Annotated in this window: 16 protein-coding genes; 11 read left to right on the forward strand and 5 right to left on the reverse strand. The window is 36.7% G+C overall.

What is annotated here, in order from left to right:
• Positions 1-1,077: 1,077 nt before the first annotated feature.
• The 3 genes from DU508_RS23305 to pnuC form a co-directional block, all read right to left on the reverse strand.
• Positions 1,078-3,426, reverse strand: coding sequence for a TonB-dependent receptor (locus tag DU508_RS23305; protein ID WP_199562776.1), 2,349 nt, complete (start codon positions 3,424-3,426; stop codon positions 1,078-1,080).
• Between the two features lie 688 nt (positions 3,427-4,114).
• Positions 4,115-4,642, reverse strand: a complete 528-nt coding sequence (locus DU508_RS23310; protein ID WP_115405078.1) for an AAA family ATPase — start codon at positions 4,640-4,642, stop codon at positions 4,115-4,117.
• Positions 4,626-5,243, reverse strand: a complete 618-nt coding sequence (gene pnuC, locus DU508_RS23315; RefSeq protein ID WP_115405079.1) for a nicotinamide riboside transporter PnuC — start codon at positions 5,241-5,243, stop codon at positions 4,626-4,628. Before pnuC ends, DU508_RS23310 begins: the two co-directional genes overlap by 17 nt.
• A gap of 460 nt (positions 5,244-5,703) precedes the next feature.
• On the opposite strand from pnuC, the gene DU508_RS23320 reads away from it, so the two are divergent.
• From DU508_RS23320 to DU508_RS23330, 3 genes are all read left to right on the forward strand, one after another.
• Positions 5,704-6,021 carry a carboxypeptidase regulatory-like domain-containing protein gene (locus DU508_RS23320; RefSeq protein WP_115405080.1) on the forward strand — a complete coding sequence of 106 codons (318 nt, stop codon included), beginning with the start codon at positions 5,704-5,706 and terminating at the stop codon, positions 6,019-6,021.
• A gap of 208 nt (positions 6,022-6,229) precedes the next feature.
• Positions 6,230-9,067, forward strand: a complete 2,838-nt coding sequence (gene carB / locus DU508_RS23325; RefSeq protein WP_115405081.1) for a carbamoyl-phosphate synthase large subunit — start codon at positions 6,230-6,232, stop codon at positions 9,065-9,067.
• A gap of 128 nt (positions 9,068-9,195) precedes the next feature.
• Complete coding sequence (locus tag DU508_RS23330; protein WP_115405082.1) at positions 9,196-11,391, forward strand: S41 family peptidase; 2,196 nt, start codon at positions 9,196-9,198, stop codon at positions 11,389-11,391.
• A 69-nt stretch (positions 11,392-11,460) separates the two neighbouring features.
• Here DU508_RS23330 and DU508_RS23335 read toward each other — a convergent pair whose 3' ends face one another.
• A complete protein-coding gene (locus tag DU508_RS23335) occupies positions 11,461-13,698 on the reverse strand; it encodes a S41 family peptidase (protein WP_158542239.1) in 2,238 nt (745 codons plus the stop codon).
• Between the two features lie 241 nt (positions 13,699-13,939).
• On the opposite strand from DU508_RS23335, the gene DU508_RS23340 reads away from it, so the two are divergent.
• The 5 genes from DU508_RS23340 (at position 13,940) to DU508_RS23360 (ending at position 19,174) form a co-directional block, all read left to right on the forward strand.
• On the forward strand, positions 13,940-14,497 hold the full coding sequence (locus tag DU508_RS23340) for an RNA polymerase sigma factor (protein WP_199562775.1): 558 nt from the start codon (positions 13,940-13,942) through the stop codon (positions 14,495-14,497).
• Positions 14,490-15,035, forward strand: a complete 546-nt coding sequence (locus tag DU508_RS23345; RefSeq protein WP_233509717.1) for a hypothetical protein — start codon at positions 14,490-14,492, stop codon at positions 15,033-15,035. Before DU508_RS23340 ends, DU508_RS23345 begins: the two co-directional genes overlap by 8 nt.
• A 148-nt stretch (positions 15,036-15,183) precedes the next feature.
• On the forward strand, positions 15,184-16,464 hold the full coding sequence (locus DU508_RS23350; protein WP_233509718.1) for a hypothetical protein: 1,281 nt from the start codon (positions 15,184-15,186) through the stop codon (positions 16,462-16,464).
• 204 nt (positions 16,465-16,668) lie between these two features.
• A complete protein-coding gene (locus DU508_RS23355; RefSeq protein ID WP_115405085.1) occupies positions 16,669-18,036 on the forward strand; it encodes a S41 family peptidase in 1,368 nt (455 codons plus the stop codon).
• A gap of 361 nt (positions 18,037-18,397) precedes the next feature.
• Positions 18,398-19,174 (forward strand): TerC family protein, encoded by a 777-nt coding sequence (locus DU508_RS23360; RefSeq protein ID WP_115405086.1) that lies wholly within the window; start codon positions 18,398-18,400, stop codon positions 19,172-19,174.
• Between the two features lie 129 nt (positions 19,175-19,303).
• Here DU508_RS23360 and DU508_RS23365 read toward each other — a convergent pair whose 3' ends face one another.
• Entirely contained in the window at positions 19,304-20,194 is an 891-nt protein-coding gene (locus DU508_RS23365) for a bestrophin family protein (protein ID WP_115405087.1), read from the reverse strand.
• A 137-nt stretch (positions 20,195-20,331) separates the two neighbouring features.
• Here DU508_RS23365 and DU508_RS23370 point away from each other — a divergent pair, with 137 nt between their 5' ends.
• The 3 genes from DU508_RS23370 (at position 20,332) to DU508_RS23380 (ending at position 23,394) form a co-directional block, all read left to right on the forward strand.
• Positions 20,332-21,852: an MFS transporter gene (locus DU508_RS23370; RefSeq protein WP_115405088.1), complete on the forward strand. Its 1,521-nt coding sequence runs from the start codon at positions 20,332-20,334 to the stop codon at positions 21,850-21,852.
• Between the two features lie 8 nt (positions 21,853-21,860).
• On the forward strand, positions 21,861-22,115 hold the full coding sequence (locus DU508_RS23375) for a DUF6814 family protein (RefSeq protein WP_233509719.1): 255 nt from the start codon (positions 21,861-21,863) through the stop codon (positions 22,113-22,115).
• 892 nt (positions 22,116-23,007) lie between these two features.
• The gene (locus DU508_RS23380) at positions 23,008-23,394 is read left to right on the forward strand and encodes a GreA/GreB family elongation factor (RefSeq protein ID WP_115405090.1); all 387 of its coding nucleotides are present in this window, start codon (positions 23,008-23,010) and stop codon (positions 23,392-23,394) included.
• The last annotated feature ends 372 nt before the right edge of the window (positions 23,395-23,766 follow it).

The following is a 23,766-nucleotide window of genomic DNA, read 5'->3' on the forward strand; positions in this document are numbered from 1 at the left end:
GGAAACCTTAAAGCTTTCGCTGTTTGGCGGTTGCTAGTGGGTTGAGGGCGGATTTTGCAACCAGTCCTTTTACGAGTCCTTTCCCTTCAAGGGGAAAGGTGCCGATAGGCGGATAGGGGGTACTGATGCGCCATGAGGGGAACTCCCCTCCTTTTTTAAGGAGGGGGTGTGATGGGTAGTGTGTTGGCAGGGGTGGTTTTGTTGTGAGCTCTCGTATTATCCTCATTCCTGTAAAGGTTTAGTAATTCGGTAACAGAATTACTAAACCTTTACAATTGCAAGGAAGTACGACGAAGCAATCTGTTTTGCCAATGATTTTTGGAGCTTCCTCGCCGCCGGAAAGGCTCCTACCTTTTTCTTGATAAAAAGGTAGCCAAAAATCAAGGCTTGGAACTGATGTCGGCTATGCTCGCCGAAACTTTAATGGCAACAGCGGATGAGGTCCGATGAAGGATCGGACTGACCGCTGTTTTGTGCCTGCAAATCCGAACGAAGTTGCACAAGTTTCAACGGCCTATCCTTCCATCATTTCCTATGCCGGAGAACAGGGCGCAGAACCAGGCATCTCTTATAGGTTCATCTATAAGTCGCCATTGCTAGGAAACAATCTGTTTTGCTATCGTTAATTCACGCTAATTTCATAGTTAGAAAGATTGCTTCACTCCAACACACATGCCTTTTCTTCAGTTCGCAATGACGAGCGTTTCAACAATTTTTCATCAGTGAACAGCATGCGAAAAACCAAAATGAATAAGTTCTTTTACGAGTCCTTTCCCTTCAAGGGGAAAGGTGCCGATAGGCGGATGGGGGGTACTGATGCGCTATGAGGGGAATTCCCCCTTGTTTTAAGGAGGGGTATGTCAAATGGTGCGTTGGTGGTTTTGTTTACTATTCCCTCTTAATCGTTTAGAAAGGATCCTTCATCATTTCGCGGTAACCTCATTGCTGGCATTCGCATTAAAACCGATTAAAGTACAATAAAAAGATTGCGGGAATATTACCGATGAAATTCGGAGATATTCCCGCAATAACGAAACGCTATGGTTCTCGCTTTAAGATTTTAGTCTTTCAATACAATTAAAACTTCACATTCAAACTCAACAAAAAGTTACGGGTAGCTTGTGGATAGTAATAATTAAATCGATCTAATGTGCCATCATATAAATATGGGTAAGTACCACCATTACTTTCATATAATGTGCTGAAAACATTGTTCACTAAAAGGCTTAAACCAACATTTTTTATTCCTGCTAAAGGCGTGTTGTAACTCAAACGGATATCGTTAACAAAGAAACTAGAAAGTGTACGACTATCAGCCGAAGTATTGTCTAAATATTGCTTGCCAACATATTTACTTAATAATGCAATACTTGCATTTGGTAAAACATTGTAATTGATCTCACTGGAGGCGATAATTGATGGAGAAAAAGCAATGGTTGTGTTTTTGTAGTTATTAACCATTACCGAGGTAAAGGCTGCCGGATTTTCATCATAAATATATTCAGCAAAATCCTTGATTTTATTCCTGCTTAATGTTGCCGTAGCTGCCCACGACAGGTTTTTAAGGATTTGCCATTTCCCATCAACTTCTATCCCTGCACGATAACTATCAGGAACGTTCTGGCGGGTTTGTCCGCCAACATCATTCAGCTTTCCTGTATTAATGAGCTGATCTTTATAAAACATGGCAAAACCGTTCACACCCAAAGATACATTTGAAAATTGTGTACGATAACCTGCTTCAACATCTGTTAAATTTTCAGATTTAGGGCGGCTATTGATATTCGAATCGGTAAAATCTCTTCTGTTTGGCTCTTTATTTCCAACAGCAACAGAGGCATAAACATTGCTTTTTTCGCTTAAATTATAAGTTAACCCCGCCTTTGGATTAAAGAAATTTAATGTGGCATTCTGCTGTGCTGGTGTTCCGTTCGGATCGATACCGAAATAAGAATAATATACCCTTCTATATTGTAAATCACCGAATAAATTAAACTGACCTATTTGATAATTTGCCCGACCAAAAATGTTAAAATCAGATTTAAAAGCATCATTGTCATCATATCTGTGACGGATAGACTCACTTCCATCATAGTTCGCAAACTGCGCCCAGACCACTTCATCAAAATGCCGGCCTTTATATTCATTATAAGCACCACCCAAAACAAAATTCAGATTATTTTTAGGGGTATAATTCAAAGAGTAGGTAACACCATAAAAATCATTATCCAGCCAAAGCCTTCTTACAAGATCTGATGCATCTTGTGTTACTTCGCCAAGTACTACAGCCGGGATTTTGTATTTAGCCAGGCTTTGGTTTTCCTTGTATTCTTCATAATAGCCTCGGCCATAAGTATAATGTAAAGCAGCATTTGCTACTAATTGGCTTGTAATGTTTCTGGTGTAAAATAACTGATAATGATCTTGCTGATAGTTGTCTGTTTGGTTATCGTAAGTAAAGTCATTGTGTGTACGATCGGTTTTTAAGGTTTCTTCACCTACACCATTCCAGGCCTGGTAAGTTTTCTCCGATCCGCTAAAAACATTGGCACGAAGGATATCTTTCTTGCCGTAGTAAGCACCCGAAATGAAGAAAGACTTCAAATTTGAGAAGGCACGATCTACATATCCATCAGATTTAATTCTGGATAACCGGCCATCAAAAGTGAACTTGTTATTAATTAAGCCCGAACCTACACTTACCGTATTTTTCCATGTATCGTAAGAACCATAAGTATTGTTGAGCTCTGCATAAGCAGAATCTCTGCGGGTTGTGGTTTGAATGTTCAAACTTCCTCCAAAAGCACCAGCACCGTTTGTGGAAGTTCCAACACCCCGTTGAATCTGAATATTATCAACTGAGGAAGCCAAATCGGGTAAGTTGATGAAAAAACTGCCTTGACTTTCTGCATCATTTAACGGAATGCCGTTTAGCGTAACGTTAATACGTGTTGCGTCGCTACCACGAATGCGTAAGCCCGTGTAACCAATCCCTGTTCCCGCATCAGAACTAACCACAACAGATGGTGTTTGATTTAACAAATAAGGTAAATCTTGTCCCAGGTTATTTTTTGCTAATTCTTCCTTATCCAAATTACGATAGGTTGTTGCAGCATTTTTTGATGCTCTTGTTGCACTAACCACCACCTCATCGGCGAGAAAACTTTGTTGCTCTAAAGAAAAATTTAAACTGATGTTTTGGGATAAGTCGATTGATTTCTCCTGAGATTTGTAGCCCACATAACTTACCACAATCGTGTAACGGCCTCTTGCCAGATTGCCTAATGTGAAATTTCCATTAGCATCACTTAGCACAGCTGTTCTTTGGTTTTTAATTTTGATGGTTGCGCCTGGTAAGGCGTTTTGACTGTTATCTGTTACTTTCCCCGTAACAGAATTCTGTGCCCATGCAAAGAAAGGCAACATGGCAACAAGTGTTGCATAAAGTAAATTTTTCAATGTTTTTGTTTTTAGTTAAACCCATCGGAAATAGGGGTACTCCCGATTTCAGTTAAACTTCCATAACTCCAATCCCTACGCCGGCATTACCCGGATCAGGTGCATTTAAGGTTTAGGGTTTGGAGGTTTAGGGCTTATGGGTTTGCAACATGCATAACCTTCCACCTTCTACCTTTTACCTTCTACCGTAAAATGGGTATGATCTCAGCCCGTTTTTGTGTTATTTAAAACAAGGCACCCCTAATGATGGGGCAAATGTAGAAAAAAATACCTGATTTGGAAATGTAATAAATCCAAAGCGGTTAAATTCGTAATGTTTTACTTTCTTATTTTATGGTCGTTTGTAACAAATTTTTATTGGTGGTACGTGTCTCCACGCAAGGCAGATTTGTAAAATCAACAAGCTATTTTTATAGTTCTTAATCTAAGAATTGTTTTTATTTGGAAACAAATTCAATTAAAAGTTAGATCTGCGCAATCCGAGTGATCAGCGGGCGAAATTTTTCCCGCGGATTGAACAGGTGACGCAGATTTAATCGGAAGTTGCTTAGATTTTGAGAGGTTGAACTGTTGGTTCGTGAGGACACGGACCGGGCGCTGGAAAAAGTTCTGCAAGATTTAAATCCGCGTGATCAGTTGGCGAAAAGATGATTTATTAAAGTTTTAAAAAATCATCAATCGCATCAATCGCATTCTGCAATCTTGTTTCAATGCCATTGATTACTTTATAATTTGCATTTAAGGCTTTTAATTCTTTATGCCAGACTTCCATAAAATACTCACGTTGGTTTGGAAAATTGCGGAGCGGATCATCCTGCCATGGCAGATCAATATCCATTAAAAGATAAAAATCATAAAATCTTTTTGGTAATGCTTCTAAAACCAATTGAGGTGTTTCGCCAAGCATTTCATCGCTCCAAATTTTTACCGTAACAAAAGTGGTATCACAAATAATAAAATTGTTTTTGGTAGTTGCTAAAATAGCATCTTCCAATGCCAGCTGACCATAATACATATTAACCTCATCTTGTAAAGTACATGGAGCAGTTAAGTTTTCACAATAATAACGGGCATATTCCGGTACCCACGAAACCTGGTAATGGTTTGCCAAAAGTTGCGATATGGTAGATTTACCAGTACTTTCTGGGCCAACTATGGCGATCTTTTTAATTGATTTGTTCACGATATGTTTTTCTCCAGTCTAAATACCCATTAAAAGCGATATAAATTAACACAAGGTATAACACGGCACTTAAATTTAAATGCTTGTAAATAAATAAAGGTACATAACAAATATTGGCGAATATCCAGAGAAGCCAGTTTTCCAATATTTTTCTGGTCAATAATAGTTGAGCAACAAAACTGATAGATGTACAAAAGCCATCTGCATAAGGAACGGTGCTATTAGTGTATTTATCCATAAACCAACCTAAAAATAAACTCAATATTGGGATGGAGATCATTACCTTGATCTGACCTTTTTTGCTAAGCCTGGTAATGGGTTTGTCATTTTCTACCTTCTTTTTAAACCAAAAATACCAGCCATAAAATGCGGTAAAAAGAAAATAAATCTGCAATATCATATCGCCATACATAGCTTCTCTAAAAAATAGAAAACCATAAGCAACTACACTTATAATTGAGATTGGCCAGTTCCAGATGCTTTCTTTTGCGGCGAGATAAATGCAGGCAAAACCAGCAACAACAGCCACCCATTCTAATGGTGTGGTTTGTTTAAATTGCTCGGTTATAAACTGGAAAAATGTTGCTGATAGCAGTGCCATATATTCAAATGTAAAAGAAAAAGGCCTAAAAGAAAAAATCCGGTTGAGGAGGGCTCCTCTAACCGGATAATAAACCAAACAAACTATTTATGAAGAAATCCTCATAGCGGGTAACTAATCCGCTGAGGAAGCTTTAGATCTAACTAAAGTATATACAAAACGCATATATGTTCTGCTTATTACAACATTATTGCCAATAATTATAGATTAAGGTTTTCATGACGAAAACATGACTTCGTGTGATTTTAACACCATGCAAATGTTACATTCTAATCTCGTTTTAACGATTTATTAAGATCAAATGCACGACAATCATAACAGACTATTTACTTCTGTACAAAAAATCAGACAGATGTTTAAATCTAAACAATACAGTGTGCTAATTCTGCGACAAACAATTTAAACAAGACGCTGTTTATTGATGGTATTCTGATTTATTTTTAAACTAAAATATATTAAAATGAAAAAGCTAAGTGTTTTTTTGGTCGCATTAATGGTCTCTTCAGTTTTTTTTATTGCATTTACCTATCTTAAAGTAGGAGGTATAATTGGCAGGATAACACCAACGGATGCTGCCGCAGGTGTTTCATTGGTAGCGGGTACAGATACATTAAAAGTGCAGGTAAGTCAAGGCGCATTTGCCTTTACCAACCTGAAAGAAGGTGTTTATACTGTATGGATTAAAGCAAATGCTCCCTACAAAGATGCACTGATTGAGAATGTTGCAGTAAAAGATAGTGCAACGACAGATTTAGGCGAAATTAAATTGCAGCAATAAGATTAATTCCGAAAGAAAAATTTAAAAAGAGGAGTAAAAAAACTCCTCTTTTTTATTTTAAAAAAACAGCTTAAAATACTATCCAAAGGTGTATCTTTGCATCCCGACAGAACAGTTGGGATTTTCTTCTTAAAAGCAAAAACCTCCTTGCTTCTTAGCCTTAAAAGGCCAACACTTTAGAATTTTAATTATTGTATTAAGCTTTATCATGCCTAAAGACACTTCCATACGCTCAGTATTAATTATCGGATCAGGACCAATTATTATTGGCCAGGCCTGCGAATTTGATTACTCGGGTTCCCAAGCGGCACTTTCTCTAAAAGAAGAAGGAATAACCGTTTCCATCATCAACTCTAATCCGGCTACCATTATGACGGATAAAGTTATCGGCGATCATGTTTATCTTCGGCCGTTATCTGTTGATTCAATTGAGGTTATTTTACAAGAACACATTGATTCTCCTGATTTGCCAAGAATTGATGCAGTTTTACCTACAATGGGTGGACAAACAGCATTAAATCTTTGTAAGGAAGCAGAAGAACGTGGCGTTTGGGAAAAATATGGTGTTAGGGTTGTTGGGGTTGATGTTGATGCCATTGAGAAAACTGAAAACCGTGAATCATTCAGGCAACTGATGGTTGATATTGGTGTAGGTGTTGCAGAATCAAAAATTGCCAATTCCTTTTTAGAAGGTAAAGAAGCTGCACAAGAAATCGGTTTCCCGTTGGTAATTCGCCCATCTTATACGCTTGGTGGTTCAGGTGGTGGTTTTGTACACAAAAAAGAAGAATTTGATGCTGCGCTTAAACGTGGTTTAGAAGCTTCTCCCACTCATGAAGTTCTGGTAGAAAAAGCTGTTTTAGGCTGGAAAGAATACGAGTTGGAGTTGTTAAGAGATAGCAATGATAATGTAATTATCATCTGCTCCATTGAAAACTTCGATCCAATGGGCATCCACACAGGTGATTCAATAACGGTTGCGCCTGCAATGACATTATCTGATCGTTGTTACCAGGAAATGCGTAACCAGGCAATTAAAATGATGCGTGCCATTGGTAACTTCGCTGGTGGTTGTAATGTTCAGTTCTCAGTTAATCCTGCGGATGATGAAATTATCGCTATCGAAATCAACCCACGCGTATCTCGTTCATCAGCATTGGCAAGTAAGGCAACGGGTTATCCAATCGCTAAAATTGCTGCTAAACTCGCTATCGGTTACAACTTAGATGAAATCGAGAATCAAATCACCAAAACAACTTCAGCATATTTCGAACCTACTTTGGATTATGTTATTGTTAAAATTCCACGCTGGAATTTCGATAAATTTAAAGGCGCCAACAAAGAGCTTGGTTTGCAAATGAAATCTGTTGGTGAGGTTATGGCCATTGGCCGTACTTTCATTGAAGCATTGCAGAAAGCTTGTCAGAGTTTAGAAATTGGTCGTGCAGGTTTAGGTGCCGATGGCAGACAAAACCGCAACATCAACGAGATCATGGATGGTTTGGAGCATGCTTCATGGAACCGTCTGTTCTTAATAAAAGATGCCATGACGATGGGTGTTCCTTTGGAATCCATCCGTAAGGTTACTAAAATTGATAAATGGTTCTTAAATCAAATTCAGGAGCTTGTTGCTTTAGAAACTGAATTAAAAAGATACTCTTTAAACAATATCCCTCAAGATTTCTTCATAACCCTTAAGCAAAAAGGCTTCTCTGATATTCAGATTGCCTGGTTGTTAGGAAACGTTACAGAAGACGAGGTTTATGATCGCCGCAAGGCTTTAGGCATAAACAGAGTTTATAAAATGGTTGATACCTGTGCTGCGGAGTTCCCTGCACAAACACCATATTATTACTCGTCATTTGACGACGAAAACGAATCTGTTGCTTCTGATCGTAAAAAAGTAATCGTTTTGGGCTCAGGTCCAAATCGTATTGGCCAGGGGATTGAGTTCGATTATTCATGTGTTCACGGTTTGTTGGCGGCAAAAGAATCTGGTTTCGAAGCCATCATGGTTAACTGTAACCCTGAAACGGTTTCAACCGATTTTAACATGGCCGATAAACTTTACTTTGAACCCGTTTTCTGGGAACATGTTCGTGAAATCATTGAGCTGGAAAAACCAATTGGCGTGATTGTTCAACTGGGCGGGCAAACAGCTTTGAAAATGGCTGAAAAACTCACTGAAAAGGGGATCAAAATTATCGGAACTTCTTTTGAAAACATGGACATTGCTGAAGATCGTGGCCGTTTCTCTGATTTGTTGAAAGAATTAGATATTCCTTATCCTAAATATGGTGTGGCCGAAAATGCAGAAGAAGCTATCATTGTGGCCAATGAAGTAGGCTATCCGGTACTGGTTCGCCCTAGTTATGTTTTAGGTGGCCAGGGAATGAGCATCGTCATCAATGATGAAGACCTGGAGAAGGCGGTAGTGAAATTATTGGGCGATTTACCAGGTAACCGCGTATTAATTGATCACTTTTTAGATCGGGCGGAAGAAGCGGAATCAGATTCAATTTCTGACGGCGAAGATGTTCACATTGTAGGTATGATGGAACACATCGAGCCAGCTGGTATTCACTCAGGGGATTCATTTGCAGTTTTGCCGACTTTCAGCTTATCAGAAAGGGTAACAAAAGCAATGGAAGAATATTCAATCAAAATTGCAAAAGCTTTAGATGTTCGTGGTTTGTTGAATATTCAGTTTGCCATTAAGGATGAGAAAGTTTATGTGATCGAAGCAAATCCAAGGGCTTCCCGTACAGTTCCTTTCATAGCAAAAGCGTATGATGTTCCATATATTAATATCGCTGCAAAAATTATGTTAGGTGTTGCAAAGCTGAAAGACTTTACCATCGAGCGTAAGCTTAAAGGTTATGCTATTAAAGAACCGGTTTTCTCTTATGAGAAATTTCCTGAAGTTTCGAAAGAATTGGGTCCTGAAATGAAATCAACAGGCGAAGCCATTCGTTTCATTAAAGATTTGGAAGATCCTTACTTCCGTAAACTTTACAAAGATAAATCAATGTATTTGAGTAAATAAATAACAGGGGGCGATGGAAACATCGCCTTTTTTGCTTATGTAAAAGCCATCATGTTAATGTTTGTTAAAACTCAGTTTTTATAAATAATTAGTATTTATCTTAAACTGCTTTAATAAATCATCAACAAATGAGATTCTTATTTACCATAACGTTGGTTATTTCTTTTCTGAATGGTTTTACGCAATCCAGGCAGCAGATACGTAACTTAACTGCATTTAGTAAGTTGTATGGCTACGTTCAGTATTTTCATCCATCAGATGAAGCATCAAAAATTGAATGGCAAAGTTTTGCCATTTATGGTAGTCAAAAAATGCTTCAGGTTAAAGATGATCAAGAATTAATATCCACATTAAAAAAATTGTTCCTTCCAATTGCACCGACCATAAAAATCTTTTCTAAAGAAAACCTGGTGTTTGATATCAATGACATAACACCTCAAAGTTTAGAAGGGTATCTACCCATTTATTGGCAACATATTGGATTAAAACTGCCTTATTACGATAATATTTATAATAGCATTAGAATAAACAGATTTAATCCGATATCAGAGGATAGAATTAAACAGAGTGCATTTGCAGTAACATCAACAATTGATGTTACCCGCTTTAAAGGCAAAAAATTTATTTTAAGTATTAATGTTGGTTCAGATATAAAGAATTTGGTTCTAAAACCTTATTTAGGTAAGCTCAATCTTGTTAAAGACTCCGTTGTTTCAAATAACGAAAAGAATTATGTATTCGAGGGTGAGTTTGATGCAAAATTAGAATTGTTTACCGTTGCCATAGAATCGCATATCAATACTGGTGGATCCCTGAACGTAAGTAAAATTGCTTTAAAGGTAATTGTTGAAGGTAAAGAATTGAATATTCCGGTGGTTGAGAAGGTGGTAGCATTGAATCAATTAGATCCTAAGATCGATAAAAGGATAATTCTCTTTTTTAAGGAGCAAGGCGATGAAAAATTGTTCGACAAGGAACTTAAAATAGGTGAGTTTATAGCGCAAAGCTTGGTGCATGGTATAAAATGTATTATTCCTTTAGCTTTATATGGAAACAAAAATAATACCTATCCAGCTGTTAACATTGATCATGTGAACGAAATAATAAATCGCTCTTATGACTCTTGGCCTAAAGATGATAAAGGTAAATTTAGAATTAACGGTTCTGATTTATTGATTCGGTTAGCTGATCTTATTATTTTAAATAATGCATTAATACACTCCTATCCCTATTGGGATGATGTTTCACAAGGCCATGGTAAAATTTGGAATGCAGCAATTTATAGCGCATTTTCCGATAAAACAGACCAAGACTTTTTAAAGACATTGAAATTGATTGGAAATTCGCTCAATGATGGTCATATGTTCATAGATTTACATGGCGATTCTAACAAAAACACAGCTACTTTACCATTAATTTTTGATTTTGCAGAAGGGAAAATAATTGTAAAAAAAGTACTCGACTCGGGGTTAAATGAAAAAATCAAAGCAGGTGATGAACTAGTGCAAATTGATGGCAAAAACTCATTTGATATTTTACGATCGAATGATTCACTTTATTCAGGATCCACACAATGGAAGCAATCAAAAAGCATTTTAAGCATCGCTAAAGGCAAAAAAGATGAAATTGCTCATTTATGTTTGAAAAGGGGAAAACAAACTTTTTTAATCAATCTTTTTAGAACATATCCTTATAATGAATATATTTCTGGTTCTGATCGAAATAACAGAGGGCCGAATGAATGGATTTCGAATGAAATCTTCTACATTAATTTGAATAAAACAACTACTGAGGCACACATGGCCGAAATTTCGAAAGCAAAATCAGTAATTGTTGATATGCGTGGTTATCTGAATGAAGATACCGAAACATTTTTATCGCATTTAACGGATAAGAAGCTGACTGCAAACAGTGGAATGTTTACACCTCAAATTTTGTATCCTGATTATCAAAACGTATCATATACAACAGGTTTTTATGATATTGAACCAACTTTGCCCTTAGTAAAAGCAAAAATATTTTTACTATCTGATGCTACGGGACAAAGTGCTACTGAAAGCTTTTTATCTGCATACAAACAATTTAAAGTTGCAACAATTGTAGGACAGCCAAGCTCAGGAACTAATGGAAATATCAATTTAATTTCTATGCCCGGTGGATATCGCTATTTTTATTCAGGCATGCTGGTTAAAAATCCCGATGGAAGCAAACATCATTTAAAGGGTGTAATGCCTGATGTGATCGTTAAAAATACCATTGCTGGTTTAAAAAACGGCAAGGATGAGATTCTTGAAGAAGCAATCAGGCTAGCCAAAGAGAATTAGTATACAGTGCAAATGGAAGTATCGCCCAATTTGTTTACCATCACTTGGCTAAGCCTTGGCCAATAATGACTACCAGCCCTTATTTAACGTTTCGATGGCTTTTTCAAGAAGTTCATCCTTTCCCTCTTTTATACCGTTAATTGTTGGATAAATAACGGAATCGATTTTTACACCAACTCTTTGAGTTGGTTTGCCATCAGGATAAAACACACCTATTCCAGATATCATCGTACTTAAGCCACCTGGTAAAACAATTGGTGATATATTTCCATCTGCACCTGCGGTGGTACTCCCAATTACCCTAACATTCGGTGAACTTTGAAATGCCATAGTTGTATATTCTGCCTGACTTTGTGAAGTGGAATTTACAATGACTACAACTTTTCCTTTATAATTATCAGATGCTTTTTGACCATTGGTTAATGCAGGTCTGAATTTAAAGGCTCCAGGATAATCTAAATTTCCGATAGTAAATTTCACAAATGGAGTTGATAAGCTTTTGATATAATTCCCAAAAGTAAAAGGCATAAATTCTGATGGATAACAACGCATATCGACAATTATGCCTTTCGTATTTACAAAGAGCTTTTTAATATCAGGAAGAATGGCATTTTTATATTTTCCGGGGAAGACATAACCTATATTCTCATTGATGAGTTTGAAAGGTTCGGCTTTGTCAAAGTCAGGATCTTTACCTCCCCTCCCAAATATTCTCATGGGTAAATCGTAATCAAACTGATTCCCATCTCTATTTATCTTAATTTTCATCCTAACTTCATTTCCTCGAAGCAAATAATTGTTTGGCAGATCACGTAGTTGTGTATCATAGTTTGATGCTGGTGTAAATGCCAGAAAATCTTTAATAAGCAGATCAACATCTTTTCCTTTGATCGCTATAATCACATCGCCCACCTTTAACTTACTTTTCACATCGAGCGTGTCTTTATATAAAGCTGTTATTACTAATTTTTTTTCGATAAATGTTGCCTGAAATGGTGCAGCGTATTTTCCTTTAAAATCATTTATCGCGTTGCTGCCACTCCATAAGTTAGCATGAGTATCATTCACTGAAGCAATTAATTTTAAAGCTGCTTTTCCGTAATCCAACTCATTTTTGGCGTTTACGAAATCAGGTAGGGCTACTTTCAAAACATTGTTCCAGTCCTGACCAATCACATCTTTATAAGGGAAGAAATAATTAATCATCGCCCAATAACGATAAAGTGATAATAAACGGTAACCTGCGTCTGGGTAGGTCATCTCTAAATAAGGCTTTTCGTTTTTAAAGATTGGATTGCTCACGCCAGGAGTCATATCAATATAATAATTTGCATCTGTATTCCGATTGTCTCTTATGAATGCGAGTTTTTGTAAAAGCGATTCATCAACAAATTTGCTGTCGAACAGTGATCCGTAATTGGGTTTTATTTCGTAGGCAATATTGGCTATCGACTTGCAGGTTTTGCATATGGCTGGTTTAGGTAACTTATCTAAAAATGTTTCAAGCGCAGTATTTAATTCATTTTTGTTTTTAGCTTGAATAACCGACGGTAATAGTCTGAATAGTTCAGCATCCCAATTGTAATCGCCTTTTGCAATGGCCGGATGATGGTATTTTAGAAAGCCCCAAAATTGACCTGTAATAATTAAATTTGTGCTTAATTGATCCGTAAGATCGATTTCTTTTAAGCCAGAACTTTTTGCAAAAGCAGTATCAAGATCAGCTTTAGGTACAATTAATTCTTTCAACGGAGCATTGCTGATGGGTTTGTCATCAATAAAAATTTCAAAGTGATCGAACCAGGCTTTTCCGTCCCCTACCAGCAATCCGCCAATGTGCACCGTTCTAACTTCTTCGCTGTTGTAATCCAGTTTAATTGAATATTGCTTCCAGTCGGTAGTTCCTTTAATTCCCCGATCTTGCATATTGTCAAATGCTAGCGTCTTAATGTTTTTATCATCAATTCTTAGCCATAAGCCTGCATAACCGCTTGCCACATTTTCGGTTTTGAGGTAAGCTTTCAGTTCTATTTTCTTACCTTCAAAAGTTTGTTTAATTGGATAATCGATTACGCCAAAAGGAGCTTGAGGTTCCTTCTTTTCAATTAAAAGGCTGTATTTTCCATCCTGTTTAGTAGTACTGTCCAATAGCACAGGATATGCCTTTTTTTGTTCATCAAAAAAGGAGAATAACCATCCTTGAGGGAGCCGGTTTTTATCCAGTTCTTCGAAACTTCCGTTTATTTTAAATTGAGAATGAATTCTGCACGATATTAGTAGCAACGCCAGGAGAAGGTAAGGTTTCATAAATTTAGATAGAGGTGAGTAAATTTGACTGCTGTAAATATAATTCGTCAACATTAAAAATGATAACATTTCATGTAATATTTCTCATGTAAATGCTCAGCCTTTTAACCTGACCAGTCAGCAAGATGGCAAGTCGACTCAGATCACCAAAAAATCTAAATGGATGTCTTTTTGATTTTTTTTCTACCTTGATGCAACGTTTTAAAATCCTGTATGTCTTATTAGCAGAATATTCAAAATTTTGGAAACCGTTTACGTAGATAAAAACTTAGAGTTAGTAAAGGCGTGCATACAAGGCAGTCGGGCAGCGCAGTTTGAATTGTACAAGCTATATGCCAGGGCGATGTATAATGTGGCCTTGCGTATTCTAAATTATGAAGAAGAGGCTGAAGATGTTTTGCAGGAATCCTTTTTGGATGCTTTTACCAGAATTGTGGATTTTAGACAAGAAACTACTTTTGGACTTTGGTTAAAACAAATTGTAATTAATAAATCCATTAATTATTTACGTAAACGCAAGTTTGAATTTGTTGGAACAGATGAAATTTCTGAAATTCCTGATGAGATTAATGCCGATGAATACGAAGTTCATTTACAGGCAGAAGAAATTAGAAAGGCCATTACCGAACTGCCTGATGGTTATAGAGTGGTTTTGAGTTTGTATTTACTGGAAGGTTATGATCATGAAGAGATTGCGCACATTTTAAAAATAAGTGAAAATACAAGTCGCACACAATATATGAGGGCGAAGAAAAAACTAAAAAGTATTTTAGAACAGAAAGGGATGAGAGATGAATAACAGGTTAGAAACTTTTGTTAAAGAAAACCGTAAGGCTTTTGATATAATGGAGCCACCAGCGGGGCTTTGGGCTAAGATTGAGAAGGAATTAGATGCTAAAAAGGAGCAGGAAGCAAAAAATAAAAAAAAGCCAATAAAGCTGTACTTATGGATAAGTGCAGCAGCAACTATCGTAATTGTTTTCGGTTTAACCTGGCTATACGCAGGAAAATTGCAAAACAGCGATTTAGAAATCGCTGATGTAAACGCAGCATACGCTAAAAAAGAAGTTCATTTTGCAGGCTTAATTACCGAAAAAAGAGATAGCCTGGCCATTTTTGCTTCAGCAAACCCTGAGCTTTATAAAAAATTCACAGCAGATTTAGCTAAGCTTGATGAAGAATATGAACGATTGAAATCAGAGCTTCCGAAGTCGCCTAATCAAACTTTTGTGGTTAAAGCGATGGTTAAGAACCGTGAAATTCAATTACAATTATTAAGGCAACAATTACTAATCATCAATCAGGTAGACGATTATAAAAAAGTAAATCAGATTTAAGCTGGAAAGCTAAAAGTATAAAGATCAAAATGGAATGCCAGAATGTATTGCATAATCTGATACTAATAAAATAAAAATGCGCTCACCACATTTAAAAGCAAAACCGGTCGGCAGGTTAAGCTATTAAATGTTTAACAATTAACAGAAAATGAAAACAATTAAAATATTTTTGGCCTTTATGGCTTTCATTGCCGTAAAAACTTATGCACAACAAGCTGTAAGCATAAATTCATCAAATACATATGCCTCAAACACAGTTACAGTAGGAGTTGGAAATATTACTGTAAATCAGGATGTTCAATCAGGAGCTGATGCTGAACGATCAAAAACTTTTACCAAAAGTTTTAGTGTTGATAACAGTGATAAGGTGAATCTTAACAATCAATATGGTTCCATCATCATTAAAAACTGGGATAAAAAAGAGGTTCGGGTAGATATTGATATTAAGGCGTACAGCAATTCAGATAGCGATGCGCAGAAACTAATTGATGATGTAAACATCGATGCGAATAAAAGTGGCGATGCGGTTTCTATTAAAACTAATTTGGGTAATAGAAATGGGCGTTGGGGTAGAAGTGTGAGAAACGGCGTAACCACCTGGAGAAGAGAAGTTAAGATTAACTATATTGTTTACATGCCTTCAGTAAATCCACTAACTGTTCTTCAGCAATATGGCAATGTAGAATTGGGCAATTTCTCCGGGCCAACATCATTAAAAATTCAATACGGGAATCTGGTTGCAGGCAATTTAAGCAATGCCAATAACTACATTAATGTACAATATGGCAAATGTGATATTCAGGATTTAAATGCTGCGGTAGTAAAACATGAATATAATGGTCCGGTAACCATTGGCTCTGTCGGAACTTTAGAGCTGAATGCTCAATACGTTGGTGTAAATATCAACACCATCAGAAAATCTGCTGATATTAAAATTCAATATGGCAAAGGCTTAACAGTAGGTACCATAGGCGGGAACTTATTGTTAAATGCAGAATATGCAAAAGTAAATGTCAATACCGTTAAAGGTAACACGGTTGTAAAACAGGCCTATGGAGATTTAAATATTGCTTCCGCTGGTAAAATTGCCGTGAATGCAGAATACTCAAATGTAACACTTGGTGCGCTAAATGGCGATGCAAACATCAACATGGATTATAACAGGTTAACCGTGAATGAAATTACACCAGCTTGTAAGAACTTCACTTTCAGCGGCGAATATGTAACTGTAGGATTGGGTTTCGCTGATCGTTTCAATGGAAATTTTAATCTTTCAACTTCTTATGCTGGTTTTAAATATGGTGCTAATGTTACATCAAACCTGGTAAGTAAAGATGACGAGAACAAAAAATATTCAGGTAAAATTGGTAGCGGTGGCGTTGCGAACGTGAATATTAAAACAGAATATGGTTCAGTAACCTTTAAATAAGATTTTCCAAATCAAACAAACAGAATCGTCTCACCGTAATTGGTGAGACTTTTTTATGAAACCAGTGTTCGAAAACGGATAACATTGTTCATTTATGAACAATTATTATTTTACAAATGCTTTTTTGAATTAAAAGAGCCTGTTTTTATACATTGGTATAAATATTGAAAATCATGAAGTGCTAAATAAACCGAATAAATCAATATGAAGAAAATTATAGTACTATTGCTTTTTCCGATGGCTTTAATGGCCCAATCGAACAAACTCACAAAATCTGATAAAATTTATGGCTTGTCTAAATTTTGGCAGGAAGTAAACTACAACTTTGTTTACCTTAATAAAGTTGACAGAGTTAAATGGGACAGTACTTACAAAGCACTGATTAACACTGTACCTGAAACCAAAACCGACTATGAATATTATCGCGAAATGCAGAAGTTTTGTGCATTATTAAATGATGGACATACGAATGTTTATATGCCCTCCGGTAAGGATTTCGAGCCATTAAACACCATGTTTGGCAATTATCGTCTATTTATAGAAAATATTGAAGGCAAGGCCATCATTACCAGGGTTAATCTTAGTAAAAAAGAAGAAATTCCCATTGGCAGTGAGGTTATTGAGGTAAATGGCAAAACCACAAAAAATTATATTGCCGAAAACGTTGCGCCATATATTTCCTCATCAACCAGCTACGTTTTAGAAGATTGGAGCAAGTCCAGATTATTACAGGGATTGGAAGGGGAAGAATTCATCATTAAAATAAGAAAACCTAAAGGCGATATCGTTACTTTAAATCTGATTCATAAAACAACAGAAGAAAAGGAGGTTTATCCTGCCTTTCCGCCTGAATCGCAATTATTGGATTTTAAATGGTATCCAAATGATATCGCTTATGTAGCACTTAATTCTTTTGGTGATGAAAAAATAGATTCTTTATTCCTTACCAAACTTCCTGAGCTTTATAAGGCAAAAGCACTTATTGTAGACCTGAGGAATAATGGAGGCGGGAGCACGAGTATTGGTAGTTATATCTTAAAGTACTTAACAAATGATAGCCTGCTTTATGGCTCGCGATATTCGACCAGACAACTGAATTCTGCATTTAAGGCCTGGGGGAAATACACCAGCCCTAAAGATACCGTTAAGAATGCCTGGAATAAAAAAGCACTGCTTACCTATCAGGATAATTATTACTATGATATTGATTATTCTCCTCTTAAAAATAAATTAAAAGAAAAAAGAATTGTAATACCAACCGCTCTTTTAATAGGGCACAACACCGCATCCGCAGCAGAGGATTTTTTGATTTACGCCGATAACCAAAAGCATATGATTAAAATAGGGCAAAACTCTTTTGGTAGCACGGGGCAGCCTTATTTGTTTGATTTACCAGGTGGTGGAATGGCAAGAGTGTGCACTAAAAAAGATACTTACCCGGATGGTAGAGAATTTGTTGGGTATGGGGTTAAACCTGATATTGAAGTGATCCCTACATTAAAGGATTATCTTAATAAAAAAGATGCTACTATAGATAGCGCGCTTGACTATCTCCGTAAAAAGATTAAGTAGTTATTCTTAACCAAACAAACTGAATCGTCTTCCCTAATTGGGCAGGACTTTTTTTATATTTATCCAAGAAAATCTTTCTGTATCTTATATGTACCAATTAAATGAGCAGTACAGGAATTATTGGAAAGGAAGGAAAAATACACTTATGCTGCGCAAATTTTTTATTATAAATGATAAATTAACCTAAATCGCTTTGTTTGAGGAAAAGCTAAAAGTCGAAGAAGAGAAGAGTAAATAAAGATTTTTGAAATATAAGCAGGATTTCAGGTTTTTTAAGTAAACCCAAACTAATTTCATTAAATCTGGTTCCATAAATCAAGCACCTTTTTTTATATCTTCGTTTATCAGATAAAAATTATATATGGATTTCTTAAGTACTCCAGAAGCCTGGATCTCACTATTAACATTAACGGTTCTTGAAATCGTTTTGGGCATTGATAACATCGTTTTCATATCCATTCTTTCCGGCAAATTGCCCGAAAACCAACAAAAGAAAGCACGCCAGCTGGGTTTAGGTTTGGCCATGATCACGAGGGTTTTGCTGTTGCTTTCTTTGAGCTGGATTATGACGCTTACTTCTCCCTTATTCAACATAGGAAGCTGGGTGGGAATTAATGATGGAGACTGGTATGAAAAACTGGCCATATCTGGCCGCGATTTGATTTTAATTATCGGGGGCTTATTTTTAATTTATAAAAGCACACACGAAATTCACAATAAATTAGAAGGTGAAGAAGAGGAAGGCGGCAAAGCAAAAGTTCATTCTTTTTGGGCAACAATATTTCAAATATTGATTTTAGATATTGTATTCTCTCTCGATTCGGTTATTACTGCGGTTGGCATGGCAGAACACATCGAAATCATGATAGCGGCAGTGGTTATTGCAGTTATTATTATGATGATCTCTGCAGGTTCAATTAGCGGCTTCGTTAACAAACATCCAACTGTAAAAATGCTGGCATTATCATTTTTGCTGTTAATCGGCGTTTCCTTGCTTGCAGAAGGATTAGACCAGCATATCCCTAAAGGTTATGTTTATTTCGCCATGGCATTCTCGGTACTGGTTGAAATGCTAAACCTAAAAATGAAAAAGAACAGCAAAAATCCTGTGGAACTCAAAAATATGCCAAAGACTTAATTTGGCATATTTCCCGTTATACGGCCAAAACAGAGCACGAATAGGAAATCGATTAGATCATTCTATTTTAGAAATTTTTATTCCATTCTGTTTCGGTTGAATTTAAAGTCAGCTTAGACGCACTGAACATTAAAGAACATATTCGTTATTTATAGGTTTAACAGGCTCTGGAATATCATCTTCTTCCAGCATCTGTAAAAGATTGATTTCAATGGTTCTGGTAATTTGATTCAATGGAACACCCGCTGAGTTATTTTCAAAAGGGTTGACCAGGCTCATTCCGTTAATTTGAGTGGACACGAAAACGAAACCGATTAACCAACCCAGGAATATCGACGCAATTCCTGCATCCTGACTAATTACCAGCGTAAAAGTAACCACAAAGAGCCAAATAAAAACCTTGGTTAAATAAGTATAGGTTGTTGGAAAAATGGTGTTTTTGATTCGTTCACTCATTCCCATCGAATCCGAAAACCTGGTTAACATCTCGTTGATTTCAATGAATCTGAAGCCATCAATGTGATTGGCCTTCGATAATTTTTGTAAATCTCTCGATTGAATATTTAAGATTGCATTATGAATATTCGTATGTTTTTCAATTTCCTTTAAATCGGCTTCGGTTAAATATTTCACATAAATTCCATCAACAGTTCCACGTAAATTTGCTTTCAATGCATAAAGAAAGGCGATGTGCCGGCTGATCATTCTTTTGGCAGTGATACCGTCTCCATCAACATAATTGATCAGTGCTCTGGCAAATGATCGGGAATCATTAACCAATGCTCCCCAAATTTTCCTCCCCTCCCACCATCTATCATAAGCCTGGTTATTGTTAAAACCAATAAAAAAAGCAATCGCGGTACCTAAAACTGTGGGTATAATGGAGGGAATAATAAAATGATGGGCAATTAAATATTCCCTAACAAAGTAGGCAGCTGTACATGATGCGATCATGATCAGGTCAACCTGCCAGGTATTTCTTAAAATTCTACTGAGTCTGATGTTTTGTATTAAAAGCATAATTTTTATCTGGAAATGAAAATACAAAACAAAAGCAGAAATGTTTGATCAAGGTAACAAATTTAATGACAAACAGTGCAGGTTGCTGATTGTCATGCAAATGTTTATATTGTGAAACCAAATATTCCTAATCTCACATGAGCGAAAGTTTACCAAAGAACAATATTTTCAAGGTTATAGGTGCATCATCATTGGGCACACTAATAGAATGGTACGATTTTTACATTTTCGGCAGTCTTGCAGTCATTATTGGCCATCAGCTTTTTCCTGAAGATGCTGGTGCCTCGGCATTAATAAATACCCTGGCAATTTTTGCAGCGGGATTTATTGTCAGGCCATTCGGCGCTTTGGTTTTTGGGCGCCTGGGAGATTTAATCGGACGAAAATATACTTTTCTTTTAACATTGGTTTTAATGGGAGGGTCTACCTTTTTAATTGGCCTTATCCCATCCTTTAAAAGCATTGGTTATGCTGCGCCGATTTTAGTTTTGATTTTGCGTTTAATTCAGGGTTTGGCACTTGGTGGGGAATATGGAGGTGCGGCTACCTATGTTGCCGAACATGCACCAAAAAATAAAAGAGGATTTTTTACCAGCTGGATTCAAACAACGGCCACACTCGGATTATTTCTTTCATTAGGCATAATCGTAATCACAAAAAATATTTTGGGGGCCGAGGCATTTGGCGATTGGGGCTGGAGAATTCCTTTTTTATTATCAATATTACTGGTGGTGGTTTCGATTTACATTCGAATGAAGATGCATGAATCGCCCATGTTTTCAAAATTAAAGGCTGAAGGAAATGTTTCTAAAAATCCACTCAAAGAAAGTTTTAACAATAAGGGAAACTTTAAAATGGTGTTACTGGCGCTTTTCGGGGCAACTATGGGGCAAGGTGTGATTTGGTATACCGGACAGTTTTATGCGCAATCATTTTTAGAAAACACTTGTAAGTTGGATTTTAACGATTCGCGCTATATTTTACTTTGGGGAATTGCTTTTGCCACGCCATTTTTTGTGGTATTTGGTGCCTGGAGTGATCGGGTAGGCCGAAAATGGATTATGCTGAGTGGCATGTTATTGGGCATTATATTCTACCGGCCAATCTATCAGATCTTTCTGGATGATACCGATGTATCTAAAATGAACTTAACCGAGGCTGTTTATATGATGCCCAATGTTAAGCATGAATTAATAGCGGGCACAAATGATAGCCTTTATACCTCAACCACAAAAGTCATCTTGAAAAATGGTGCTTCTTTTAACAAAGTTCAGGTAGACACCATCTCTCAAAAAAATGGATTATTGCCTGCCATGGAAATGATAAAGGATAAAGTTTTACCGACTCCGCTATTCTGGAAATTTGTGGGTTTGATCTTCTTTCAGATTTTATTGGTCACGATGGTTTACGGACCAATTGCTGCATTTTTGGTGGAGCTTTTCCCAACTAAAATCAGGTATACTTCCATGTCGTTACCTTATCATATCGGTAATGGAGTGTTTGGAGGTTTGGTTCCGTTTATTGCCACTTTGATTGCCAGTTTTGCGGGTTCTACACCATTATCAGGGTTGTGGTATCCGATTGGAATTGCTGCGCTCAGTTTAATTATCGGCACGGTTTACCTATCCAATAAAAGAGACGAAAATATTAACGATTAAATATTTTAATGATGAACGCGTTAAAGAAATTTTTAGGATTGATCTGGATGGTTTTAGGTCCATTGGCAATGACATTTCTGTTTATTCAGGCAGTGGATAAAGTTGGTTTGGCACATACTGATATTGAAAGAACAAATACCATTTTGCAATGGGGCATTATACTTTTCATCTTTTTGCCCATCAGCCTGGGCTTAATGATTTTTGGCTTTTATGCCTGGAAAGGCGAATATGATAAATTACCTGAAAGTTCAGAAGAGATCTGATCCTTGGTAAGCCACCATATTATCCGGCAAAGCAGCTTAAACTGCATGGAAGGCATCATTAAAGTTATGCCATGATGCAACATGATTTCAAGGTGCCAATATTCCAATATTACCCTTCGTGCTTTAATGCTTGTTAAAGTTTAATGCTGCTCCTGTAGCTTTTCAATAAGAGATTCTTTACTGCGTTCAGAATGACGATGTTATTCCATAAACCGTCATGCGGGGGAATGAAGAAGCAATCTGTTTTACCAAGTATTCTAGTTGGATCATTGAAAGATGGCTTCCCTCCAAATGCATAAGCCGTTGAGCCTATCGGTTGTGTTACACCAACCGAAATTAACGATCCATCCCCAATGCGATCTGTCCCATCGTAAGTATTCTAATCATCATTGCACCGCCGATCAGAGATAAGAATTTAAAAAAGATTTGGGAACACCGATGATAAAGCCTATGTTTGAAATAATTGAAAAATAACATCATCCATATAGCCCTAAAAAACCATAAGATTTCTTTTCAGGAATATTCTGGTAATGCTTTATGCCTTTTTTCAGTAAAATCAGTCGCTTTCTGCAACAGATTATTCTATATCTCTTCCTTCAAGGATTTTGATAATCTGGCCCCAAGCCTTTAAAAAACAAAACGATTCCGGGCCTGGGGTTTTAAACAGCAATTTCTTAAAACATTTTTATTTCCTGCTTGCATGGAGGTGTGATTTCACGCCATCTGTTTTTTCAGCGCTGCGGGAAGATACTATGAGGTTTGAGTCTTACTATTGCTTCTTTTAAGGCTTAGCCTCAACGGTAAGTGCTGTAAAAGATCAGTAATATCCTTTTGTTTTTTGAAGCTGTAAAAATTTCAGCCATTTAAATCATGAAACATCAATATAATAGCTATGAATTTAAACGAAAAAAATCCAGTTATCATTCCCGAAGAAGACTACAATCTGCTTAAACCTCATTTCAGCAAGTTGAAACAGCCGGAAGCAGAAATGTCGCTATCGGCAGAACTCAGCCGGGCCGTCATTATCAAAAATGAGGCTTTTCCTCCCCATGCCATCAGGTTAAATTCAAGAGTCTGGATAACAGAAGAACAAACTGGCCAGGTAATGGAGTTGAGCATTGTATTGCCTCAGTATGCAAATATTAAAGAAAAGAAAATCTCTGTACTTACACCGATCGCCGCAGCCTTAATTGGCTTTAGAAAAGGCGAAACCGTAAAATGGAAAGTACCCGGAGGCTTAAAGGTTTTTAAAATCACTGAAGTAGTGGCGCCCGTGTAAATTCTTTCATTCATAAAGAGACCTTTTGAAAAGTGTGGCCGATCTGGATTTATAATCCAGATTCTGCCCTTTAAATATATAATTTGAACCTTTAATGGATTTGATATGTTGAACAATCGTTCTGGTAAATGGTACCTCCTATGGGGGATGTTGGTGCTCAATCTCATTTTATTAATCTTCGCGATTATAAACGATGGCCTTTGGTACATGCTATCCAGTTTGTTGTGGTCTTTGATTATTTTACGATATCATGCCGTGATCACGAGAATAAAGGGCATAAATCGCTTGAAAAAAACCTATAGAGTAAACAGCTTTAAGCGAAGGGCCGGTCTTCCTGGGAAAAGGAAAACAACCGAAAAGCAGCTGTAGATA

The sequence above is a fragment of the Pedobacter chinensis genome (assembly GCF_003339865.1).
Taxonomy (GTDB): Bacteria; Bacteroidota; Bacteroidia; order Sphingobacteriales; family Sphingobacteriaceae; genus Pedobacter; species Pedobacter chinensis.